The organism is Paraburkholderia flava, from assembly GCF_004359985.1.
Lineage (GTDB): Bacteria > Pseudomonadota > Gammaproteobacteria > Burkholderiales > Burkholderiaceae > Paraburkholderia > Paraburkholderia flava.
This window is the reverse complement of the sequence record NZ_SMRO01000001.1, coordinates 871,558-887,453: the sequence shown is the minus strand read 5'-3', so window position 1 is coordinate 887,453 and position 15,896 is coordinate 871,558. Positions and strand designations below refer to the sequence as shown.

The window sequence follows — 15,896 nt, the reverse complement described above, 5'->3', positions numbered from 1 at the left end:
GCTTCATCCCCGCAAAGGCCTGAAAAACCGCCGGATATCGTCAGCCATCAGCGCCGGCTGTTCCAGCGCGGCGAAGTGACCGCCGCTCGGCATGTCGGTCCACTGCGCGATATCGAAAACGCGACCGATCCACGATTGCGGCGGCCGGCTGATCTCTTTCGGAAAGCGCGCGAACGCGAGCGGCGGCGTCACGCGTTCTCCGCTTGCGAAGCGCAGCGGCAGCAACCGATGCTCCCAGTAGTAGCGCATCGCCGAGCCAATGGTCTGCGTGTGCCAGTACAGCGAGAGATTGGTCAGCAGATCGTCCTTCGAAAACACGTGCTCGATATCGCCGCCGCAATCGCTCCACGCGCGGAATTTCTCGAAGACCCACGCGGCGAGACCGGCCGGCGAATCGTTCAGTGCATACGACGCGGTCTGCGGCCGCGTGCTGTGCACGTGTGCGTAGCCGCCTTCGAGCGCGGCCCATTGCGCTTTCTCGTCGAGAAACGCACGCTCGGCCTCGGTGAGTGGCGCGGCTGCATCGGGCGACGGATCGTACGAACTCGGCAGAAAATTCAGATGAATCCCGTCGACGTGTTGCGGATGCCGCCGCGCGAGTTCCACCGACACGTACGCGCCAAGATCGCCGCCCTGCGCGCCGAAATGCTCGTAACCGAGGCCGCGCATCAGCTCGGCCCACATATCCGCGGTCTGACGTGCCGACGTCCCCGGCCGCGACGGCCGCTCGGAAAAACCGAAGCCGGGTAGCGACGGCACGACGACGTCGAATGCATCGGCGGGGTCGCCGCCGACCGAGGCCGGGTCGCACAGCTGTTCGAGCAGCGGCAGAAACTCGATGAACGAGCCCGGCCAGCCGTGCGTGACGACGAGCGGATAGGGCTTCGGACCTTTGCCGCGACGATGTAGATAGTGGATGCGCAGATTGCCGACACGCGTGACGAACTGCGGCTCGGCATTCAGCCGGCGTTCGGCCGCGCGCCAGTCATAGCCGGTTGCCCAGTAATGAACCAGTTCACGCAGCCACGCGATGTCCGTGCCGAGCGCCCACGACTCGCCCTCATACTGGTCGGGCCAGCGGGTATGGCGCAGCCGCTGCGCGAGCGCGGCGAGTTCGGAATCGGGAACGGCAATCTGGAACGGCGTGGCGTGCATCGATGGGTCTCCGCGGTCGGGCGCGCGTCGCCGACGCGCAGTCATTCGGGCGGCCGCGATCGCTTGACGCGTGCGTTCACGTGATCGAGCAGCGACTTCGAGAAATTCCGCATGCGCACAATGCGCCGCTTCTCGACGATGTCGCCTGCCAGATTGCGCGGCGGATTCGGCAGCCATGCCCAGTAAAGGGCGAGCAACCAGCCTAGCACGGTCCATCCGACACACGCATTGAAGAGCGCAATCATCAGCACGTCGTGGCGCTTGCGTCGATCGGCGATGATCGACGGCAGGAAATACACCGCGATCGCCGCGATTGCCGCAACGGTCTGAACGACGAGACTGCTCCCCATGACTGCGCTCCCGCAGGATCCGTAAGCTTCGATTGTCGCGCGATGGGGGCGGGGTTGTCGATCTGCTGTCGGTCGGATTCGTTTCGCTTTCGGTGCATGCAGCGGTCGCGGTCGCGCTCAGTGGCCTTACCAGTTAACGCGGCGATTCAACGGGTCTATCATGTTCGTTTTGAACGCCCCGGACCGCCAGCATGAGCACCCACGACACAGCTGAACCCACCCGCCAGATCGACCACGACGCATTGCGCGCATTCGTCGACCGTAAATGGAACGACGAAATCGTGCCGGCGCTGACCGACTACATCGCGGTCCCGGCCAAGAGTCCCGCCTTCGATCCCGACTGGGCTAAACACGGTTTTCTCGAGCGCGTCGTCGCGGACGCAGCCGCATGGGCCGAGCAGCAGCCGGTGCGCGGGCTGAAGCTCGAAGTGGTGCGTCTACCGGGCCGCACGCCGGTGATTTTCTTCGAGTCGCCGGCCACGCGTTCGGGCAGCACCGAAACGATCGTGCTGTACGGCCACCTCGACAAGCAGCCGGAGTTTTCCGGCTGGCGTAACGACCTCGGCCCCTGGACGCCGAAGATCGAGGACGGCAAGCTCTACGGACGTGGCGGTGCCGACGACGGCTACGCGATCTACGCAAGCATCACCGCGCTGGCCGCGCTCGACGCGCAAGGCATCGAGCGTCCGCGCTGCGTCGGGCTGATCGAAACCTGCGAGGAATCCGGCAGCTACGATCTGCTGCCCTATGTCGACGTGCTGCGCGAACGGCTCGGCAAGGTGTCGCTGGTCGTGTGCCTCGATTCGGGCGCGGGCAACTACGATCAACTGTGGCTCACGACATCGCTGCGCGGCCTCGTATCCGGCGACCTCGAAGTCCAGGTACTCGACGAAGGCATTCACTCGGGCGGCTACGGTGGCATCGCGCCGTCGAGCTTCCGCATCATGCGGCAACTGTTCGAGCGTCTCGAAGATGCCGCCGACGGCAATCTGCTGCCGAAGGGTTTTCATTGTCCGGTGCCGCTGCAACGTCTGCGCGAGGCCGAAGCGACCGCGCAGATTCTCGGCGACAGCGTATGGAAGAGTCTGCCGTGGGCGTGCGGGCAGGATGGTCGTCCGGTGCTGCCGACCACGACCGATCCGCAGGAAGCGCTGATCAATTCGACATGGCGGCCGTCGCTGTCGGTGACGGGCGCGGCCGGTTTGCCCGCGCTCGCCGATGCGGGCAACGTGCTGCGGCCGCGCACCGCGTTCAAGCTGTCGCTGCGTCTGCCGCCGCTGATCGACGCAGCGAAGGCCGTCGCCGAGCTGAAGGCGCTGCTCGAGTTCGATCCGCCGTACAACGCGAAGGTCACGTTCAAGCCGGATGCCGGCGCCGCAACCGGCTGGAGCGCGCCTGACGTCGCGCCGTGGCTCGCGACCGCGTTGAACGACGCGTCGCGCACGCACTACGGCGCGGACGTCGCGTACATCGGCCAGGGCGGCACGATTCCGCTGATGAACGTGCTGAAGGAAGGCTTCCCGCAATCGCAGTTCATGGTGTGCGGCGTGCTTGGTCCGAAGTCGAACGCGCACGGGCCGAACGAATTCCTGCATATACCGTACGGTCGCAAGCTGACCGCCGCGGTTGCCGAAGTGATCGCCGCCGCGCAGTAAGCGTCGCGCGATTTCCGGCCGGTCATGCGACGCGCGTTCCGCGCAGTCGCATGACGGCAAGGGGCTGCGCTGCATCGTCGATGCACGCCGCCCCGAACGCCGAGTTTCTTTCCCGAACCTTCTCACCGATCCCATCGAATGAACGCTAACGCCACGTCCTTTGCCGCTTCCGCGCCGCGGATTTCCGTCGACCGTCTGCACACGTTCGTTCGTGCGATCTGGGAGCAGGCCGGCAGCTCGCCGCGCGAAGCGGAACTCGTCGCCGATCACCTGCTGGCCGCGAATCTGGCCGGTCACGATTCGCACGGCGTCGGGATGATTCCGCGTTACGTCGAGTCGTTGCGCGAGGGCGAGCTGAAGCTGAACCTGCACGCGCGGGTCGTGCGCGACGCGGGCGCGGTGCTGACGCTCGACGGCGTGATGGGCTTCGGCCAGGTCGTCGCGTACGAGGCGATGGAGCGCGGCATCGAGCGCGCGAAGCAACTGGGCGTGTGCGCGGTCGCGTTGCGCGGCGCGCATCACATCGGCCGCATCGGACACTGGGCCGAGCAGTGCGCCCGCGCGGGCCTCGTGTCGTTCCACTTCGTCAACGTCGCCGGCGATCCGCTCGTCGCGCCGTTCGGCGGCGCCGACCGGCGCATCGGCACGAACCCGTTCTGCGCGGCGTTTCCGCGCACCGGCCGGCCGCCACTCGTGCTCGACTTCGCGACCAGCACGATCGCGTACGGCAAGACGCGCGTCGCGTACAACATGGGCAAGGAGACGCCGGTCGGCGCGCTGATCGACCACGAAGGCCGGCCCACCATTCAGCCGAAGGTGATGCACGAAGCGCCGTTCGGCTCGCTGACGCCGTTCGGCGGCCACAAGGGTTTCGGCCTCGCGGCGATGTGCGAGATTTTCGGCGGCGCGCTGTCGGGCGGCTTCACGACGCACGCGGACACCGTGCTGCACAGCCGCGCGATCATCAACTGCATGCTGTCGGTGATCGTGAATCCCGCCGCGTTCGATGCACCGAACGCCGAAGCGGAAGCCGACGCGTTCGTCGAATGGGTAAAGGCGTCGCCGCTCGCCGAAGGCAACGAGCGCATCTACGAACCGGGCGAACCGGAACGCGCGATGCGCGCGCAGCGCGAAGCGCACGGCGTGCCGGTCGATCCGGCCAGCTGGCGGCAGATCTGCGACGCGGCGCTGGCGGTGGGTATGCCGACCGCGCAGGTCGAAGCGTGGGCGAAGGAAATGAAAGCCGCGTAGTGACGTTGTTGTGAAGCTGAGCGGAGCCGGACGGCGCTGCAGGAGCCGCGCCATCGACGGTCTCGCTGCAGGTCAGGCATGCCGGCGAAGTCCGGGAAATCAGGCTGATGCTCAAAGACCTGATTCCGTCATGGACGCAGCACGTTCCCCGTTCCATCCCCACCGTCCGTACGCCGCCCCGCGCTGCACTGCGCAATTCCCCGATCGTTGCGCCGCTGTGTTCGCCATCCCCCCACGTTGCGTTCTTGTCTGATCTAGGCTCCAGATGCAGTCACTCGTTAACCCATAGAGGAACGATCAAAATGAATCTGGATAGTCATCACGCCTGCCGTCTGTTTCACGAGGCCGGAAATCTGTCGCAGATTTCCGCGTACTACGAAGAAGGACGGAACATCATGTGGATGATGCTGCGCGCGCAGCCCCGTCCATGTTTCAACCTCGAACTTGTTCACGACATCCTTGCGCTCGCGCACGCAGCGAGGGCGAGCCACTTGCCGATCGACTTCTGGGTCACCGGCTCGCTGATCCCGACGATGTTCAACGTCGGCGGCGATCTCGATTTCTTCGCCGAGACGATCCGCTCGGGCAGACGTCAGACGCTGATGGCGTATGCGCGTGCGTGCGTCGACTGCGTGCACGCGGCGTCGCGCGGTTTCGACACCGGCGCGATCTCGATTGCCATGGTCGAAGGCACCGCGCTCGGCGGCGGCTTCGAGGCGGCGCTCGCGCATCACTTCCTGCTCGCGCAGAACGACGCGCGAATGGGTTTTCCCGAGATCGCGTTCAACCTGTTTCCGGGGATGGGCGGCTACTCGCTCGTCGCGCGCAAATCGGGGATGCGCCTTGCCGAAGAGCTGATCGCCGCCGGCGAATCGCACACCGCCGAATGGCACGCGGGCAGGGGGCTCGTCGATCATCTGTTCGAGCCGGGCGACGGCTACGTCGCGACGCGCACGTTCATCGACTCGCTGCGGCCGAAGCTGAACGGCATCCGCGCGATGGTGCGCGCGCGGCAGCGCGTGCTGCGGGTCACGCGCGCGGAGCTGATGGAGATCACCGAGGACTGGGTGGAATCCGCGTTCGCGATCGAAGAGAAAGATCTCGCGTTCATGGAGCGGCTCGTCGTGCTACAGAACCGGCGAACGTCGAGCCTGCGCGAAAGCCCGAGCGCGAGTTTCGCTTGACCCAGCGTGACTCAGGGTGCGTGCCACATGCTGCGGCGTGAGCCGCAGCGAACTCACGCGATCAACCGAAGCTTGTAGTGTTCGCGCAGCCACTGCTCGAACACCGCGGCCGGCATCGGCTGTGCATATAGAAAGCCCTGCAGATATTCGACGCCGACGCTCTTCATGTAAGCCTCGTCGGCTTCGTTCTCGATGCCCTCCGCGACCACTTCGAAATCGAGTTCGTGCGCGACCGCGACCATCGAGCGCACGAGCGCCTGCGCCTTGCGGTTCCGGTCGATCGAATGGACGAAGCTGCGGTCGAGCTTGATCGCGTCGAGCGGAATGCGGCCGAGTTGCGACAGCGACGAATAGCCGGTGCCGAAATCGTCGAGATGCACCTGCGCGCCGAGCGCACGGAACCGTTCGATCACCGCGATCGCGGCTGCTTCGTCTTCGATGAGGCAGCTTTCGGTCAGTTCGATATCGAGCAGGCAGGTGTCGAGCGCGGCTAGCCGCAGCGCCTCGGTGAAATGCCGAACGATGGCTGTATCGGCCAACTGACGCGGCGACACGTTGATCGCGACGCGCAGGTTGAGCCCGCGCGCGTGCCACTGTGCGGCCTGCACGGCGGCCGTTTCCATCACCCAGCGGCCGAGCGGTCCGATCAGTCCTGACTCCTCTGCATAACGGATGAATTCGGCGGGCATGATGAGTCCGCGTTCCGGCGAGTTCCAGCGCACCAGCGCCTCGACCCCTTCGACGACGCCGCTCGCGAGCGACACCTTCGGCTGATAGTGCAGCGTCAGCTGGCCTTCGTCGAGGCCGCGCCGCAGGTTCGTGTCGAGCCACATGTACTCGGCGACCTTGCGGTTCATCTCCGGCGAGAACACGCGATACGTGCGCTTGCCTTCGTCCTTCGCGACGTACATCGCGGTATCGGCCGAGCGGATCAGCGATTCGAGCGACGCGCCGTGCTCGGGGTACAGCGCGATGCCGATCGAGCAGCCCGTGTACACCTCGACGAGCCCGAGGCCGAACGGTGTGCGCAGCCGCTCCAGGATGCGCTGCGCGGTCGCTTCCAGCGCCGCCGCGCTCGCGTTTTCCACGAGCACGATGAACTCGTCGCCGCCGAGCCGCGCGAGCACGTCGTCGTCGTTCAGGCACAGACGCACTGCCGTCGACACGTCCTGAATCAGCCGGTCGCCGAATACGTGGCCGTAGTGATCGTTGACCTTCTTGAAGTTGTCGAGATCGAGAAACAGGATGCCGACCGACGTACCCTCTGCCGCATTCGCGATCGCCGCGCGGATGCGATCCTGGATCGCGTTGCGGTTCGCGAGGCCGGTCAGCGAATCGGTGTTCGCGAGTTCGATCAGGCGGTCTTGCGCGCGGCGTTCCTCGGTGATGTCGGTGCCCGAGCAGATCAGGAACTGCTCGTCGACGCCGCTGCCGCTTTGCACGAACTTGTTGCGAAACAGGAAGAGCCGTTCGCCGTGCACGGTATTGACGAGCCGTTCGACTTCTGACGACACGCCGCGGCTGTAGAAGTCCGCGATGTTCTGGCTCGACGCGGCGCCCGCCGCCGACGACATGAACAGCGCCCACACGTTGCGCCCGATCACGTCTTCCTCGCGCATGCCGGTGAGTTCTTCGGCGAGCCGGTTGAAGCGCTGGATGCGGCCGTTGCGATCGACGATCACGACGACCGAGTTCACCTCGGACACCACCTGTTCCGCGAACGCGAGCCCGTGCACGAGATCGCGCGCCACCGATTCGGTGTCGTCGTAGGCGGACGCGGTGCCGGCCCAGTGGCTCGCGCCGAGCTTCCTGCCGACCAGATGCAGCCGCAGCGCCACACCGGACAACCGCACGTCGAGCAGCAGATGCGAGGTGACGCCGGCGAGCGCGCGGATCTGCGCGGCCTGATACGCGGACAGGACGAGCGCGGCATCCGCTGGCCCAGGTCCGCTCACATGGGTCAGCTCGAGCGCATTGCTGTCGCCGGCGAGGCGCCAGCAGGGGCTGGCGGTGCCGAAACGCGTGTAAAGCACCTGATCGCGTGAGTCTTCGTTCATGAGATTCACCGGAGCCAAGGGTGCAACGGACCGCCGCGACGGGCGGTCGCGCGGCAAGGCGTTTTCGAGCGGGAAAACGTGCCCATTGTAGCGAAGCGCAATGGCTGCGCCTGCACGCCGTATCGTGGCGGTGCAACGATGAACCGTGTGTGCGCGGGCGCACATTCGCGGCTGCTCGTTGGCGCATTTCATGCAGGGTACCTGCAGCACGATTACGGGCGATTTCCCGATTCCCGTAGTCGTACGACCCATTGAGCATAGTGCGTGCGGAGCAAGATTGCACCGTCTGGTGGGGCTGTGCGATGCTCGGTGGTCCCTGCCATGAGAGGCGCGTGAAGTGCACTGTGGGGATGTGGCGTTTGCGTGACGAGACCAGCCAGGCCGCAGGCCAGCACTTCTTGGGAGAAGACATGAGCGCCCCGTCACGTATCGACCGTATCGCCGTAGTTCGAAACGATTCCACAACCGTTCCCCCGATCCACTGGCTCCCCATGCGACGCGCCGTCGCATTCGCCACACTCGCATGGTGCGCAGGCTACGCAAGCGTGTGCGCGGCCGACACGCAGGTCGGCGGCACGCTGCCGCCCGCGCCCGACCTGTTATACGGCGACCTGTTCGTCGCCGTGCAGACCGCGCAGATCTATCCGGACCAGAAGACCTTCGTCGACGCGACGCCGAAAACCGATCCCACGACGATCCTGCAAGCCTACGAGGCAGCGAAGAATCAGCCGGGCTTCTCGCTGCTGGCATTCGTCAACCAGTACTTCACACCGCCGCCCGATCAGAGCGTGACGCCGCCTGCGGGCCAGACGCTGCGCGAACACATCGACTGGCTGTGGCCCGCGCTCACGCGCACCACGACGAGCGCGCCCGACTACAGCTCGCTGATTCCTCTGCCGAAACCGTACGTGGTGCCGGGCGGCCGGTTCCGCGAGGGCTACTACTGGGATACGTATTTCACGATGCTCGGTCTGCAGGAGTCCGGTCACGAAGATCTCGTCGACGACATGCTCGACAACTTCGCGTACATGATCGACACGTACGGCCACATCCCGAACGGCAATCGCACGTATTACCTGAGCCGTTCGCAGCCGCCGTTCTTCTCGTTCATGGTGGAGCTTGCGGCGCAGCAGGAGGGCGGCCGCGTCTATCAGAAGTACCTGCCGCAACTGCGCAAGGAGTACGCGTACTGGATGCAGGGCGCGTCGTCGACGCAGGCCGGCCAGGCGACGCGCAACGTCGTCGTGCTGCCGGATCACACTGTGTTGAACCGCTACTGGGACGCACTCGACACGCCGCGCGACGAGTCGTACCTGGAAGACGTGCAGACCGCGCAGGCGAGCGGCCGTCCGCCGGCGGACGTATACCGCGATCTGCGCGCGACCGCCGAAAGCGGCTGGGACTTCAGCTCGCGCTGGTTCGGCGACAACCAGAACCTGACGACGGTGCGCACCACGTCGATCGTGCCGGTCGATCTGAATAGTCTGATGTTCCATCTCGAGACGACGATCGCGCGCGGCTGCGGCGAGGCGCGCGATTTCCTGTGCGTCGCGCAGTTCATCGGCAAGGCGGCGAAGCGCGCCGAGGGGATCAACCGCTATCTGTGGAACAGCCACGGCTACTACGGCGATTACGACTGGAAGCTCGGCAGGCAGCGCGACAACCAGACGCCGGCGATGCTGTATCCGCTGTTCGTCGGCGTCGCGTGGCCGGATCGCGCGCAGAAAACGGCTCGCGTAGTGCAGTCGGTGCTGCTGCAACCCGGCGGCCTCGCGACGTCGGTCTATAACACCGGCCAGCAATGGGATGCGCCGAACGGCTGGGCGCCGCTGCACTGGATTGCAGTGAAGGGTCTCAAGCGCTATGGCCGCGCGGATCTCGCGCAGCAGATCGGTACGCGCTTTCTCGCCGACGTGAAAAACGTGTACGGCTCGCAGCAGAAGCTCGTCGAGAAATATGTCGTCGAAGGGGCGGGTACGGGGGGCGGAGGCGGTGGCGAATATCCGCTGCAGGATGGGTTCGGCTGGACCAACGGCGTGACGTTGAAGCTGCTCGACGCGTATAGCCCGGGCGATTGATTCTCGGTTGTCTGCCGAAAGCGGGGTAACGCTCACGCGTCAGGCACGTGAGCTTTACCTCGCGAATCAACTGGCCTGTTCGACGTGGCCGCCTGACGCGGTGGTGGTGTTAGTCGTAGCCGCAGCCGCACGATCGAGATCGCGTACGCCCGCGAAGCACGCGATCAATCCGGCCAGCGCATGCTGACGGTACGTGCTGTCCGCGCACGCGTTCGCGAGATCGTAGGCCTCCTGCCATGCGGCGATGATCTCGTCGAGCGGCGCATGCGCGAACGGCAACGCGCGGGCGAGCGTGATCTGCAGCCGCATTTCATCGCGCATCCGGCGCGGCACGCTCGCATCCACACGCGCAAGCGACGCGCGGATCGCGCGCAGATATTCGTGCGCGAGCGCCAGCGAACGCCATAGCCGCTGCGATCCGTCGAGTAGCGAGATCGCGACGTCGATGCGATCGCTTTGCATCGCCCAGTCCAGTGCCGCGCGCAGATCGTCGAGCAACGTGCGGTCGGTCGTGTCCTTTGCGGTGCGTCCCGCGCGCTGGCCGTTCATCGCGAGTCGAGGCGCCAGCGACAGCGCATGCGCGGCCGCCGTGCGCTCGAACTCGCCGTGATGCCACAGCAGATAGCGGGCAAAGAGACGCACCTCGCCATGCAGACGCAGCGTCGCATCGCCGCCGCCTTCGATGCGTTCGACGAGACCCGCGTCGAGCAGGAGATCGAGTTGCGCGTTGTAGTCGGTGTCCTTCTCGTTTATGTCGTGCGTCTCGTTCGGACGCGGTACAGCAGCGCATTCCGCGAGCAACTGAACGGCCGCGCCACGCGTGAACTCGCCCGGAAAAATACCGAGGCGTTCGAACATCGTGCGGGCGGCATCTTCGAGCGTGTTCATCTGCAGACCGAGCACCGCGGCGACCGGCGTGACGTCGCGGTATCGCATGGATGGTGCGTCGATTTCGCGGGCGAACACGCGGATCGCGGCATCGAGCGGACGGTCTACCGACGTCTGGCGCACGATCGCGGCTGCCGCGAGTTCGAGCGCGAGCGGTACGCCGTCGAGCCGGCACGCGATCAGCGCGGCGGCGGCGAGCGTGTTCGGCGCGATGCACGCGGTATCGAACGCGGCGACGAGTTCGGCTTCCGCGCGATTGCGTCGCGACAACGTATGACCCGGCGCATCGAACAGCACTGCGAAGCGCGCGAACAGCAGACGCAGCGCATCGAACTGCCGTGCCTCGGCGGCGTCGATGAGCATCCGCGCGGGCGTGCGCAACGGTGCGAGCGGGACGACGCCTTCGTGTTCGATGCCGAGCGGGTTGGCCGCCGTGACGATCACCCTCAGGTTCGGCGATACGTCGACGAGCGTGCCGAGCAGAAATGCAGCGGCAGAGCAGAGTTGCTCGCAGCAATCGACGATCAGCAGCAGACGTCGCGTACCGATCGCGGTCGTCAATCGTTCGAGCGTCGTCGCGCCGGGTTCGGCCGGCACATGCAGTGCGAGCGCGAGCGTATCGACGAGGCTGTCCGGTTGCAATTGCGACGAGAAGGAGACCGCGCAGATGCCGTCGGGCACGTGCGCCGCGAGCCGTCGCGCGACCTCGTGTGCGAGACGGCGTTTGCCGACGCCGGGCGCGCCGGTCAGCGTCACGACACGCGTCGTCGTGACGAGTCCGAGCAGTTCCGACAGCTCCGCGTGCCGCCCGATAAACGGCGTCATGCGGGCCGGCATCCGCGGCGTGGGCATCGGCTGCGGCTGTCCGTTCGCGGGAACGGGATGCGCTGCGGCGATAGGTTCGGTGCCGGGTGTGTCGTGGTCGAGTGTATGGGCGGGAGCGGCGAAACGATAGCCGAAGCCGGGCACGGTGACGATCAGATCGCGATCCGCGCCGAGCGCACGGCGTAGCGCGGAGACCTGCGACTGCACGGTGTTCGCGTCGACCGCGCTGCCGGGCCATGCGCGCTCGGCGAGCGCGGCGTGCGGCACCGGACGGCCTTGCGCTTCGATGAGCGTGGCCAGGACTTCAAGCGCACGGGTACCGATGTCGACGGGCACATCATCGGCGACGAGGCGAACAGGGGCCTGCAATAGCCGGTAGCGGCCGAACGCGATTACCGGCCCCGTCGGTCGCGGTAACGACATCGAGGGTCTCCACTCTGGTTGGGCGGGCCGGGATGTCGGCCCTCGCGGCGCACGACGGGTGCGCGGGCGCCACGTGTCATTGCGTGCGCACGGAGCTTGCGCGAACGCTCCGTGAACAGCGGAATGCCGCAAGCTTAGGGGGTGTTGCGTCGATGAGCAAGGACGCCGTACTCGAATGGCGTTGCATGAATGCGTGCTGCAGCGCGGTATGCGCGATAGTTCCTGTCGATTCGCGAGGTGCGATGTCGCTGCGGTCGGAGAACCCGTGCAGCAGCAGCCGTCGACGCTAATGGACCCTCATGCAGCATCGAGACGAAAAAAATCGCGCGGCGGTGAACGGGTCGTACCACATGCGACCGGTCCATCGCCGCGCGAACCGCTCCGCGTTCATCGCAGCAGAGGGTGAATGTCCTCTTCGTCGGAGCGGTCGAGCAGGTTGCGCATCGCGCTGCGAACGTGCGGGTCGGGATGATCGACGCACGCTTCCGCGTAGCCGTACCAGCTCGGGTCTTTCAGCAGCCGCAGGCACAGCGCCTTCAACTCGGGACTCTCGTCGTCGGGCAGACCATTGACGAGCTGCCAGGCTTCGGTGGCGAGCCCTCGCTGAATCGCGATCATCACCGGGAAGACCAGCAGGTTCTTCGATGCGGGATGGGCTTCGTGGAGTTCCTGAAGCAGTGTTTCGGCTTCGTCCAGCCGGTTGTCGCGGATGGCCGTGACGACCGCGTTGCCCATCGTGGCCGCATCGGTTGCGTGGAGCGTGTCGGCGATTTCCATGACGTCGCTCAGGCGTTGCTGTTGCCGGTCAACGTGCTCACCGCGCCTTCGAGCAGATTGTTCGCCGCGCTGGACTCGAGTCCTTCGGGCGTCAGTTCAAGCGCGCCCTTGCCGGCCTGGAATGCGCCGCCGCCGACTTCCTTCGCGCCGCTGAACATTTCTTTCGGGTTCAGCGTCAATGCGCCCTTCGCGAGGTCACCCACGCCTTTGGCTACCTTGCCGACTCCGTCGACGACGCCTTCGACTGCGTGGCCGATGTCTTTGGTGATTCCACCCAGTACCTTTCCGATTGCGCTCATTTTCGTTTCCCTATTGGTCGATTGAGATGCCCCCTTCGAAGAAGGAGGGGGAAGCGTTCGTGGCACTCGCCCAGCGTCGATCCCGAATTCAATGTAGCAGTGGCGTTTGCGTCGAATGGTTCGCGCTGCGAATCGTTGGAATGAAATGCGAAGTGTGAGGGGTGTCGATGCGACGCGCTGCATCGTGTGCGTATGCGTATGCCTTGAGACGGAGTTCGCGTCGTGCAACAAAACTTCCCGTCGTCGTTTCGCGGCAGCCTACGTCACGCTTACGCTTGCTAAGGCAACCCTTCGCGGCCGGCTTCCGGCGTGCGGGTGCATCACGGAGAAAATCATGTCAGGACTGGCTATTCAAGGTAATTACTCGACGAGTCCGCTCGACTATCTGAACGGCGCGGGCGCGAGCAGCAATCAGAATCTTCAGCAACTGATGATGGAGTTGCTTCAGGAGATCCTGCAGATACTCAATCAGGCACAAGGTGGCGATGGATCGGGCGGCGGTTCGCCACCGGTCGGCGGTGTCGGTGGAGGAGGTGGGGGCGGCGGCGGTTCGCCGTTCAGCAATCTCGGCGTGAGCAATCCGGCGGGCGGTGCTGGTGGTGGTGGCGGTGGTGGTGCGCCTGCGGTGACGACACCTGGTGGTGCGCCTTCGACGGGTGTGCCTTCGAGCGGAGCGGTCAGCACGACTGGCTCGGCTTCGTTCAATGCAGGTTCGAATTCGGCGATCGGACAATGGACGCCGGACATCGACAAGGCCGCGAGCCTCACCGGTCTCGATCCGAATCTGATCGGCGGACAGATGTGGGCCGAGTCGCGTGGCAACGCAGGGTCGAAGAGCACCAACATCGACGGCACGAGCGATCTGAGTCTGATGCAGATCGGCCAGAAGCGTTGGGAAAACGATGTGCTGCCCACGCTGAGCGCGCAGGACAAGCAGAACATCAAGAACGCGACCGGCAAGGATCCGTCGCAGCTGGACATGTCCGATCCGCACGACAACGTGATCGGCGGTGCGTACGAGCTGCGGATGCACATTCACGATGCCGGCGGCGACGTGAACAATCCGATGGCGAACCCGGCGGCGGTGACCGGTGGTTTGAAGGCGTATGTCGGTGTCGGCAACGAAGATCAGTACGCGAACAACGTGCTGACCAACGCGAACGTGTTGCGCAACGGCGGGAAGCTGGACGACAGTCAGTAATGCGTTGTGGTGCTGCGCGTAGCGCCGCTTCGCGTAGTGCGTGAAATGCCGGAGAGCTGGTCCTGGGTTGCCGGGATCGGCTCTTCGTTATTGCAGTGGTGGGTGCATGTGTTTCATGCTTCGCTCGCCAGGTGCTCGATGCCGCGCGATCGACGCGATGCCTGAGCGAAGTGAAACGACAAAAGGCCGCGTATCGCGTGCACGTTGAAGTGCGAGCGATACGCGGCCTTTCATGCCGGCATGCGTACAGCCGCGCTGCACGTTCAATGCAGCGCGGCCTCCCTTGTTTCAATCAATGCGTGTGCGAGATATTGAGGCCATAGGCCGTCACGGCGCTGCCGCCTGCCGGGTCCTGGCAATAGTTGCCCGCCTTGAAGTACATGTTGCTGTCGTTGAAGCTCGAGTCCATCTTGATCGACTTGCTTTGACCGGCCGCCGAAATATTCAGCTGTCCGTTCGATTGCATCTGCATGCTGTACGAGAACTTCTCGCCGGGCTTCACGCCGGTTGCGATCGTCACGTTGTGGCGTCCCGCGTTCGGCGAGTTCGAGTCCATCACGCTCGCGACGATATTGCCCTTGTCGTAGTGCAGTTCGACTGGAGGCCGCGGCTTTCCGCTCGACACCTTCTGATGAATCTGACCGATCACGACGTCGCCGTCGGGCGGCAGTTTATCGACGGACATCGTCGCGCTGAGCGTCGACGTGCCGCTCGACATTTTCCACGAGCCGCTTTCCTCGAGTTCCGAACGCGGGAAGTTCGAGTGCGCGGTATGCGCGCCGCCGCCGGGCGGCACACTCATCGTGATCGAGCCGTCGCCGTTGTGCTTGAAGTACTGGCTGTTGTAGCTGCCGAGTTGTCCCGCGCCGACCGTGTCCACGTGACCGTTGCTGCCGGACGGCAACTGCAGGCTGCCGAAGCCCGACAGATTCACCGAACTGGGCCCGTTGCCCGGCGCACTCGTGCCCGGTACGGACGACACACCACCAGGTGCAGAACCGCCACCACCGCTGCTACCACTGCCGACCGTCGGCGCACCGCCGAAACTACCACCGCCACCGCCCCCACCACCGCCGCCAGCAGCAGGCGAAGGCATCGACGGAAAACCACCGCCGCCTCCACCGCCTCCGCCACCACCGATGGCAGGCGTACCGCCACCCGAGCCCGATTGATTCTGATTCAGGATCTGCAGGATTTCCTGGATCAGTTCCATCATCAGTTGCTGCATGTTGACGCTGCTATTGCCGACTCCGCTCGAACCATTCAGGTAATCCGTCGGATTCACTGAATAGTTGTTCTGGATTCCAAGACCTGACATGACCCCTCTCCGAGAGTTGACGCTGATATGCGTAGCCGCGCGACGCGACGAACGTCGGCGGTACGTAAGCCACTGTAAGAGTCGCGGCACGCACGGTGTCAGGGGCACAGGAAATTTTGTCGCGCGATGCGAAGCAGACACATGCACGACCTACGCGTGCGTCACCGTTTGCGTTACTGTGCAGTCGCGTGTGTTCGAACGCGGCCGGTCGTCGTTCCACGACAGGTGCAAGTCGCGATCGAGGCGAGCAGAAAATTGTTTCGGGTTACTAAAAAAATAAAACCGTTTCACGACACTGTCACTTGCCTGGGGGTCTTCGCAAATGAAGGCAATGCGATCTCCCATTTTCCGCTGCCGATGCGCAGCGACACGCCAATACCGATATTGCTGCCGCACGCGAATTTTTCGCTTGCGTCATCGCTTGCGTCATCATTT

General features: G+C 64.8%; 12 protein-coding genes. 5 read left to right on the top strand and 7 right to left on the bottom strand.

Features of this window, described 5'->3' with window-relative positions; genetic code table 11:
- Positions 1-3: 3 nt before the first annotated feature.
- Positions 4-1,155: an epoxide hydrolase family protein gene (locus E1748_RS03890; protein ID WP_133645822.1), complete on the bottom strand. Its 1,152-nt coding sequence runs from the start codon at positions 1,153-1,155 to the stop codon at positions 4-6.
- A 41-nt stretch (positions 1,156-1,196) separates the two neighbouring features.
- On the bottom strand, positions 1,197-1,505 hold the full coding sequence (locus E1748_RS03885; RefSeq protein WP_133645821.1) for a superinfection immunity protein: 309 nt from the start codon (positions 1,503-1,505) through the stop codon (positions 1,197-1,199).
- Positions 1,506-1,696: 191 nt separating this feature from the next.
- On the opposite strand from E1748_RS03885, the gene E1748_RS03880 reads away from it, so the two are divergent.
- From E1748_RS03880 to E1748_RS03870, 3 genes are all read left to right on the top strand, one after another.
- Positions 1,697-3,160: a M20 family metallopeptidase gene (locus E1748_RS03880; RefSeq protein WP_133645820.1), complete on the top strand. Its 1,464-nt coding sequence runs from the start codon at positions 1,697-1,699 to the stop codon at positions 3,158-3,160.
- A gap of 138 nt (positions 3,161-3,298) precedes the next feature.
- Positions 3,299-4,411 carry a malate/lactate/ureidoglycolate dehydrogenase gene (locus E1748_RS03875; protein ID WP_133645819.1) on the top strand — a complete coding sequence of 371 codons (1,113 nt, stop codon included), beginning with the start codon at positions 3,299-3,301 and terminating at the stop codon, positions 4,409-4,411.
- Positions 4,412-4,713: 302 nt separating this feature from the next.
- A complete protein-coding gene (locus tag E1748_RS03870; RefSeq protein WP_133645818.1) occupies positions 4,714-5,595 on the top strand; it encodes a crotonase/enoyl-CoA hydratase family protein in 882 nt (293 codons plus the stop codon).
- Between the two features lie 53 nt (positions 5,596-5,648).
- Here the strand turns inward: E1748_RS03870 and pdeR are convergent, their stop codons facing one another.
- Positions 5,649-7,652, bottom strand: coding sequence for a cyclic di-GMP phosphodiesterase (gene pdeR / locus E1748_RS03865; RefSeq protein WP_133645817.1), 2,004 nt, complete (start codon positions 7,650-7,652; stop codon positions 5,649-5,651).
- Positions 7,653-8,143: 491 nt separating this feature from the next.
- Between pdeR and treA the strand changes: the two genes are divergently transcribed.
- Entirely contained in the window at positions 8,144-9,730 is a 1,587-nt protein-coding gene (treA, locus tag E1748_RS03860; protein ID WP_240766302.1) for an alpha,alpha-trehalase TreA, read from the top strand.
- A 66-nt stretch (positions 9,731-9,796) separates the two neighbouring features.
- Here the strand turns inward: treA and E1748_RS03855 are convergent, their stop codons facing one another.
- The 3 genes from E1748_RS03855 to E1748_RS03845 all read right to left on the bottom strand — a co-directional run bounded on the left by E1748_RS03855 (position 9,797) and on the right by E1748_RS03845 (position 12,942).
- Positions 9,797-11,866: a winged helix-turn-helix domain-containing protein gene (locus E1748_RS03855; RefSeq protein WP_133645815.1), complete on the bottom strand. Its 2,070-nt coding sequence runs from the start codon at positions 11,864-11,866 to the stop codon at positions 9,797-9,799.
- Positions 11,867-12,253: 387 nt separating this feature from the next.
- A complete protein-coding gene (locus E1748_RS03850) occupies positions 12,254-12,643 on the bottom strand; it encodes an HrpB1 family type III secretion system apparatus protein (RefSeq protein WP_205965190.1) in 390 nt (129 codons plus the stop codon).
- 8 nt (positions 12,644-12,651) lie between these two features.
- Entirely contained in the window at positions 12,652-12,942 is a 291-nt protein-coding gene (locus tag E1748_RS03845; RefSeq protein WP_133645814.1) for a hypothetical protein, read from the bottom strand.
- A gap of 334 nt (positions 12,943-13,276) precedes the next feature.
- Here E1748_RS03845 and E1748_RS03840 point away from each other — a divergent pair, with 334 nt between their 5' ends.
- Positions 13,277-14,143 (top strand): lysozyme family protein, encoded by an 867-nt coding sequence (locus E1748_RS03840; protein WP_133645813.1) that lies wholly within the window; start codon positions 13,277-13,279, stop codon positions 14,141-14,143.
- A 292-nt stretch (positions 14,144-14,435) separates the two neighbouring features.
- Here E1748_RS03840 and E1748_RS03835 read toward each other — a convergent pair whose 3' ends face one another.
- On the bottom strand, positions 14,436-15,461 hold the full coding sequence (locus E1748_RS03835) for a polysaccharide lyase family 7 protein (protein ID WP_166653497.1): 1,026 nt from the start codon (positions 15,459-15,461) through the stop codon (positions 14,436-14,438).
- Positions 15,462-15,896 lie beyond the last annotated feature (435 nt).

Bases quoted from the DNA above. Each gene is read 5' to 3' on its own strand.
- E1748_RS03890 (WP_133645822.1), bottom strand. From the start codon at position 1,155: ATGCACGCCACGCCGTTCCAGATTGCCGTTCCCGATTCCGAACTCGCC.
- E1748_RS03885 (WP_133645821.1), bottom strand. From the start codon at position 1,505: ATGGGGAGCAGTCTCGTCGTTCAGACCGTTGCGGCAATCGCGGCGATC.
- E1748_RS03880 (WP_133645820.1), top strand. From the start codon at position 1,697: ATGAGCACCCACGACACAGCTGAACCCACCCGCCAGATCGACCACGAC.
- E1748_RS03875 (WP_133645819.1), top strand. From the start codon at position 3,299: ATGAACGCTAACGCCACGTCCTTTGCCGCTTCCGCGCCGCGGATTTCC.
- E1748_RS03870 (WP_133645818.1), top strand. From the start codon at position 4,714: ATGAATCTGGATAGTCATCACGCCTGCCGTCTGTTTCACGAGGCCGGA.
- pdeR (WP_133645817.1), bottom strand. From the start codon at position 7,652: ATGAACGAAGACTCACGCGATCAGGTGCTTTACACGCGTTTCGGCACC.
- treA (WP_240766302.1), top strand. From the start codon at position 8,144: ATGCGACGCGCCGTCGCATTCGCCACACTCGCATGGTGCGCAGGCTAC.
- E1748_RS03855 (WP_133645815.1), bottom strand. From the start codon at position 11,866: ATGTCGTTACCGCGACCGACGGGGCCGGTAATCGCGTTCGGCCGCTAC.
- E1748_RS03850 (WP_205965190.1), bottom strand. From the start codon at position 12,643: ATGGAAATCGCCGACACGCTCCACGCAACCGATGCGGCCACGATGGGC.
- E1748_RS03845 (WP_133645814.1), bottom strand. From the start codon at position 12,942: ATGAGCGCAATCGGAAAGGTACTGGGTGGAATCACCAAAGACATCGGC.
- E1748_RS03840 (WP_133645813.1), top strand. From the start codon at position 13,277: ATGTCAGGACTGGCTATTCAAGGTAATTACTCGACGAGTCCGCTCGAC.
- E1748_RS03835 (WP_166653497.1), bottom strand. From the start codon at position 15,461: ATGTCAGGTCTTGGAATCCAGAACAACTATTCAGTGAATCCGACGGAT.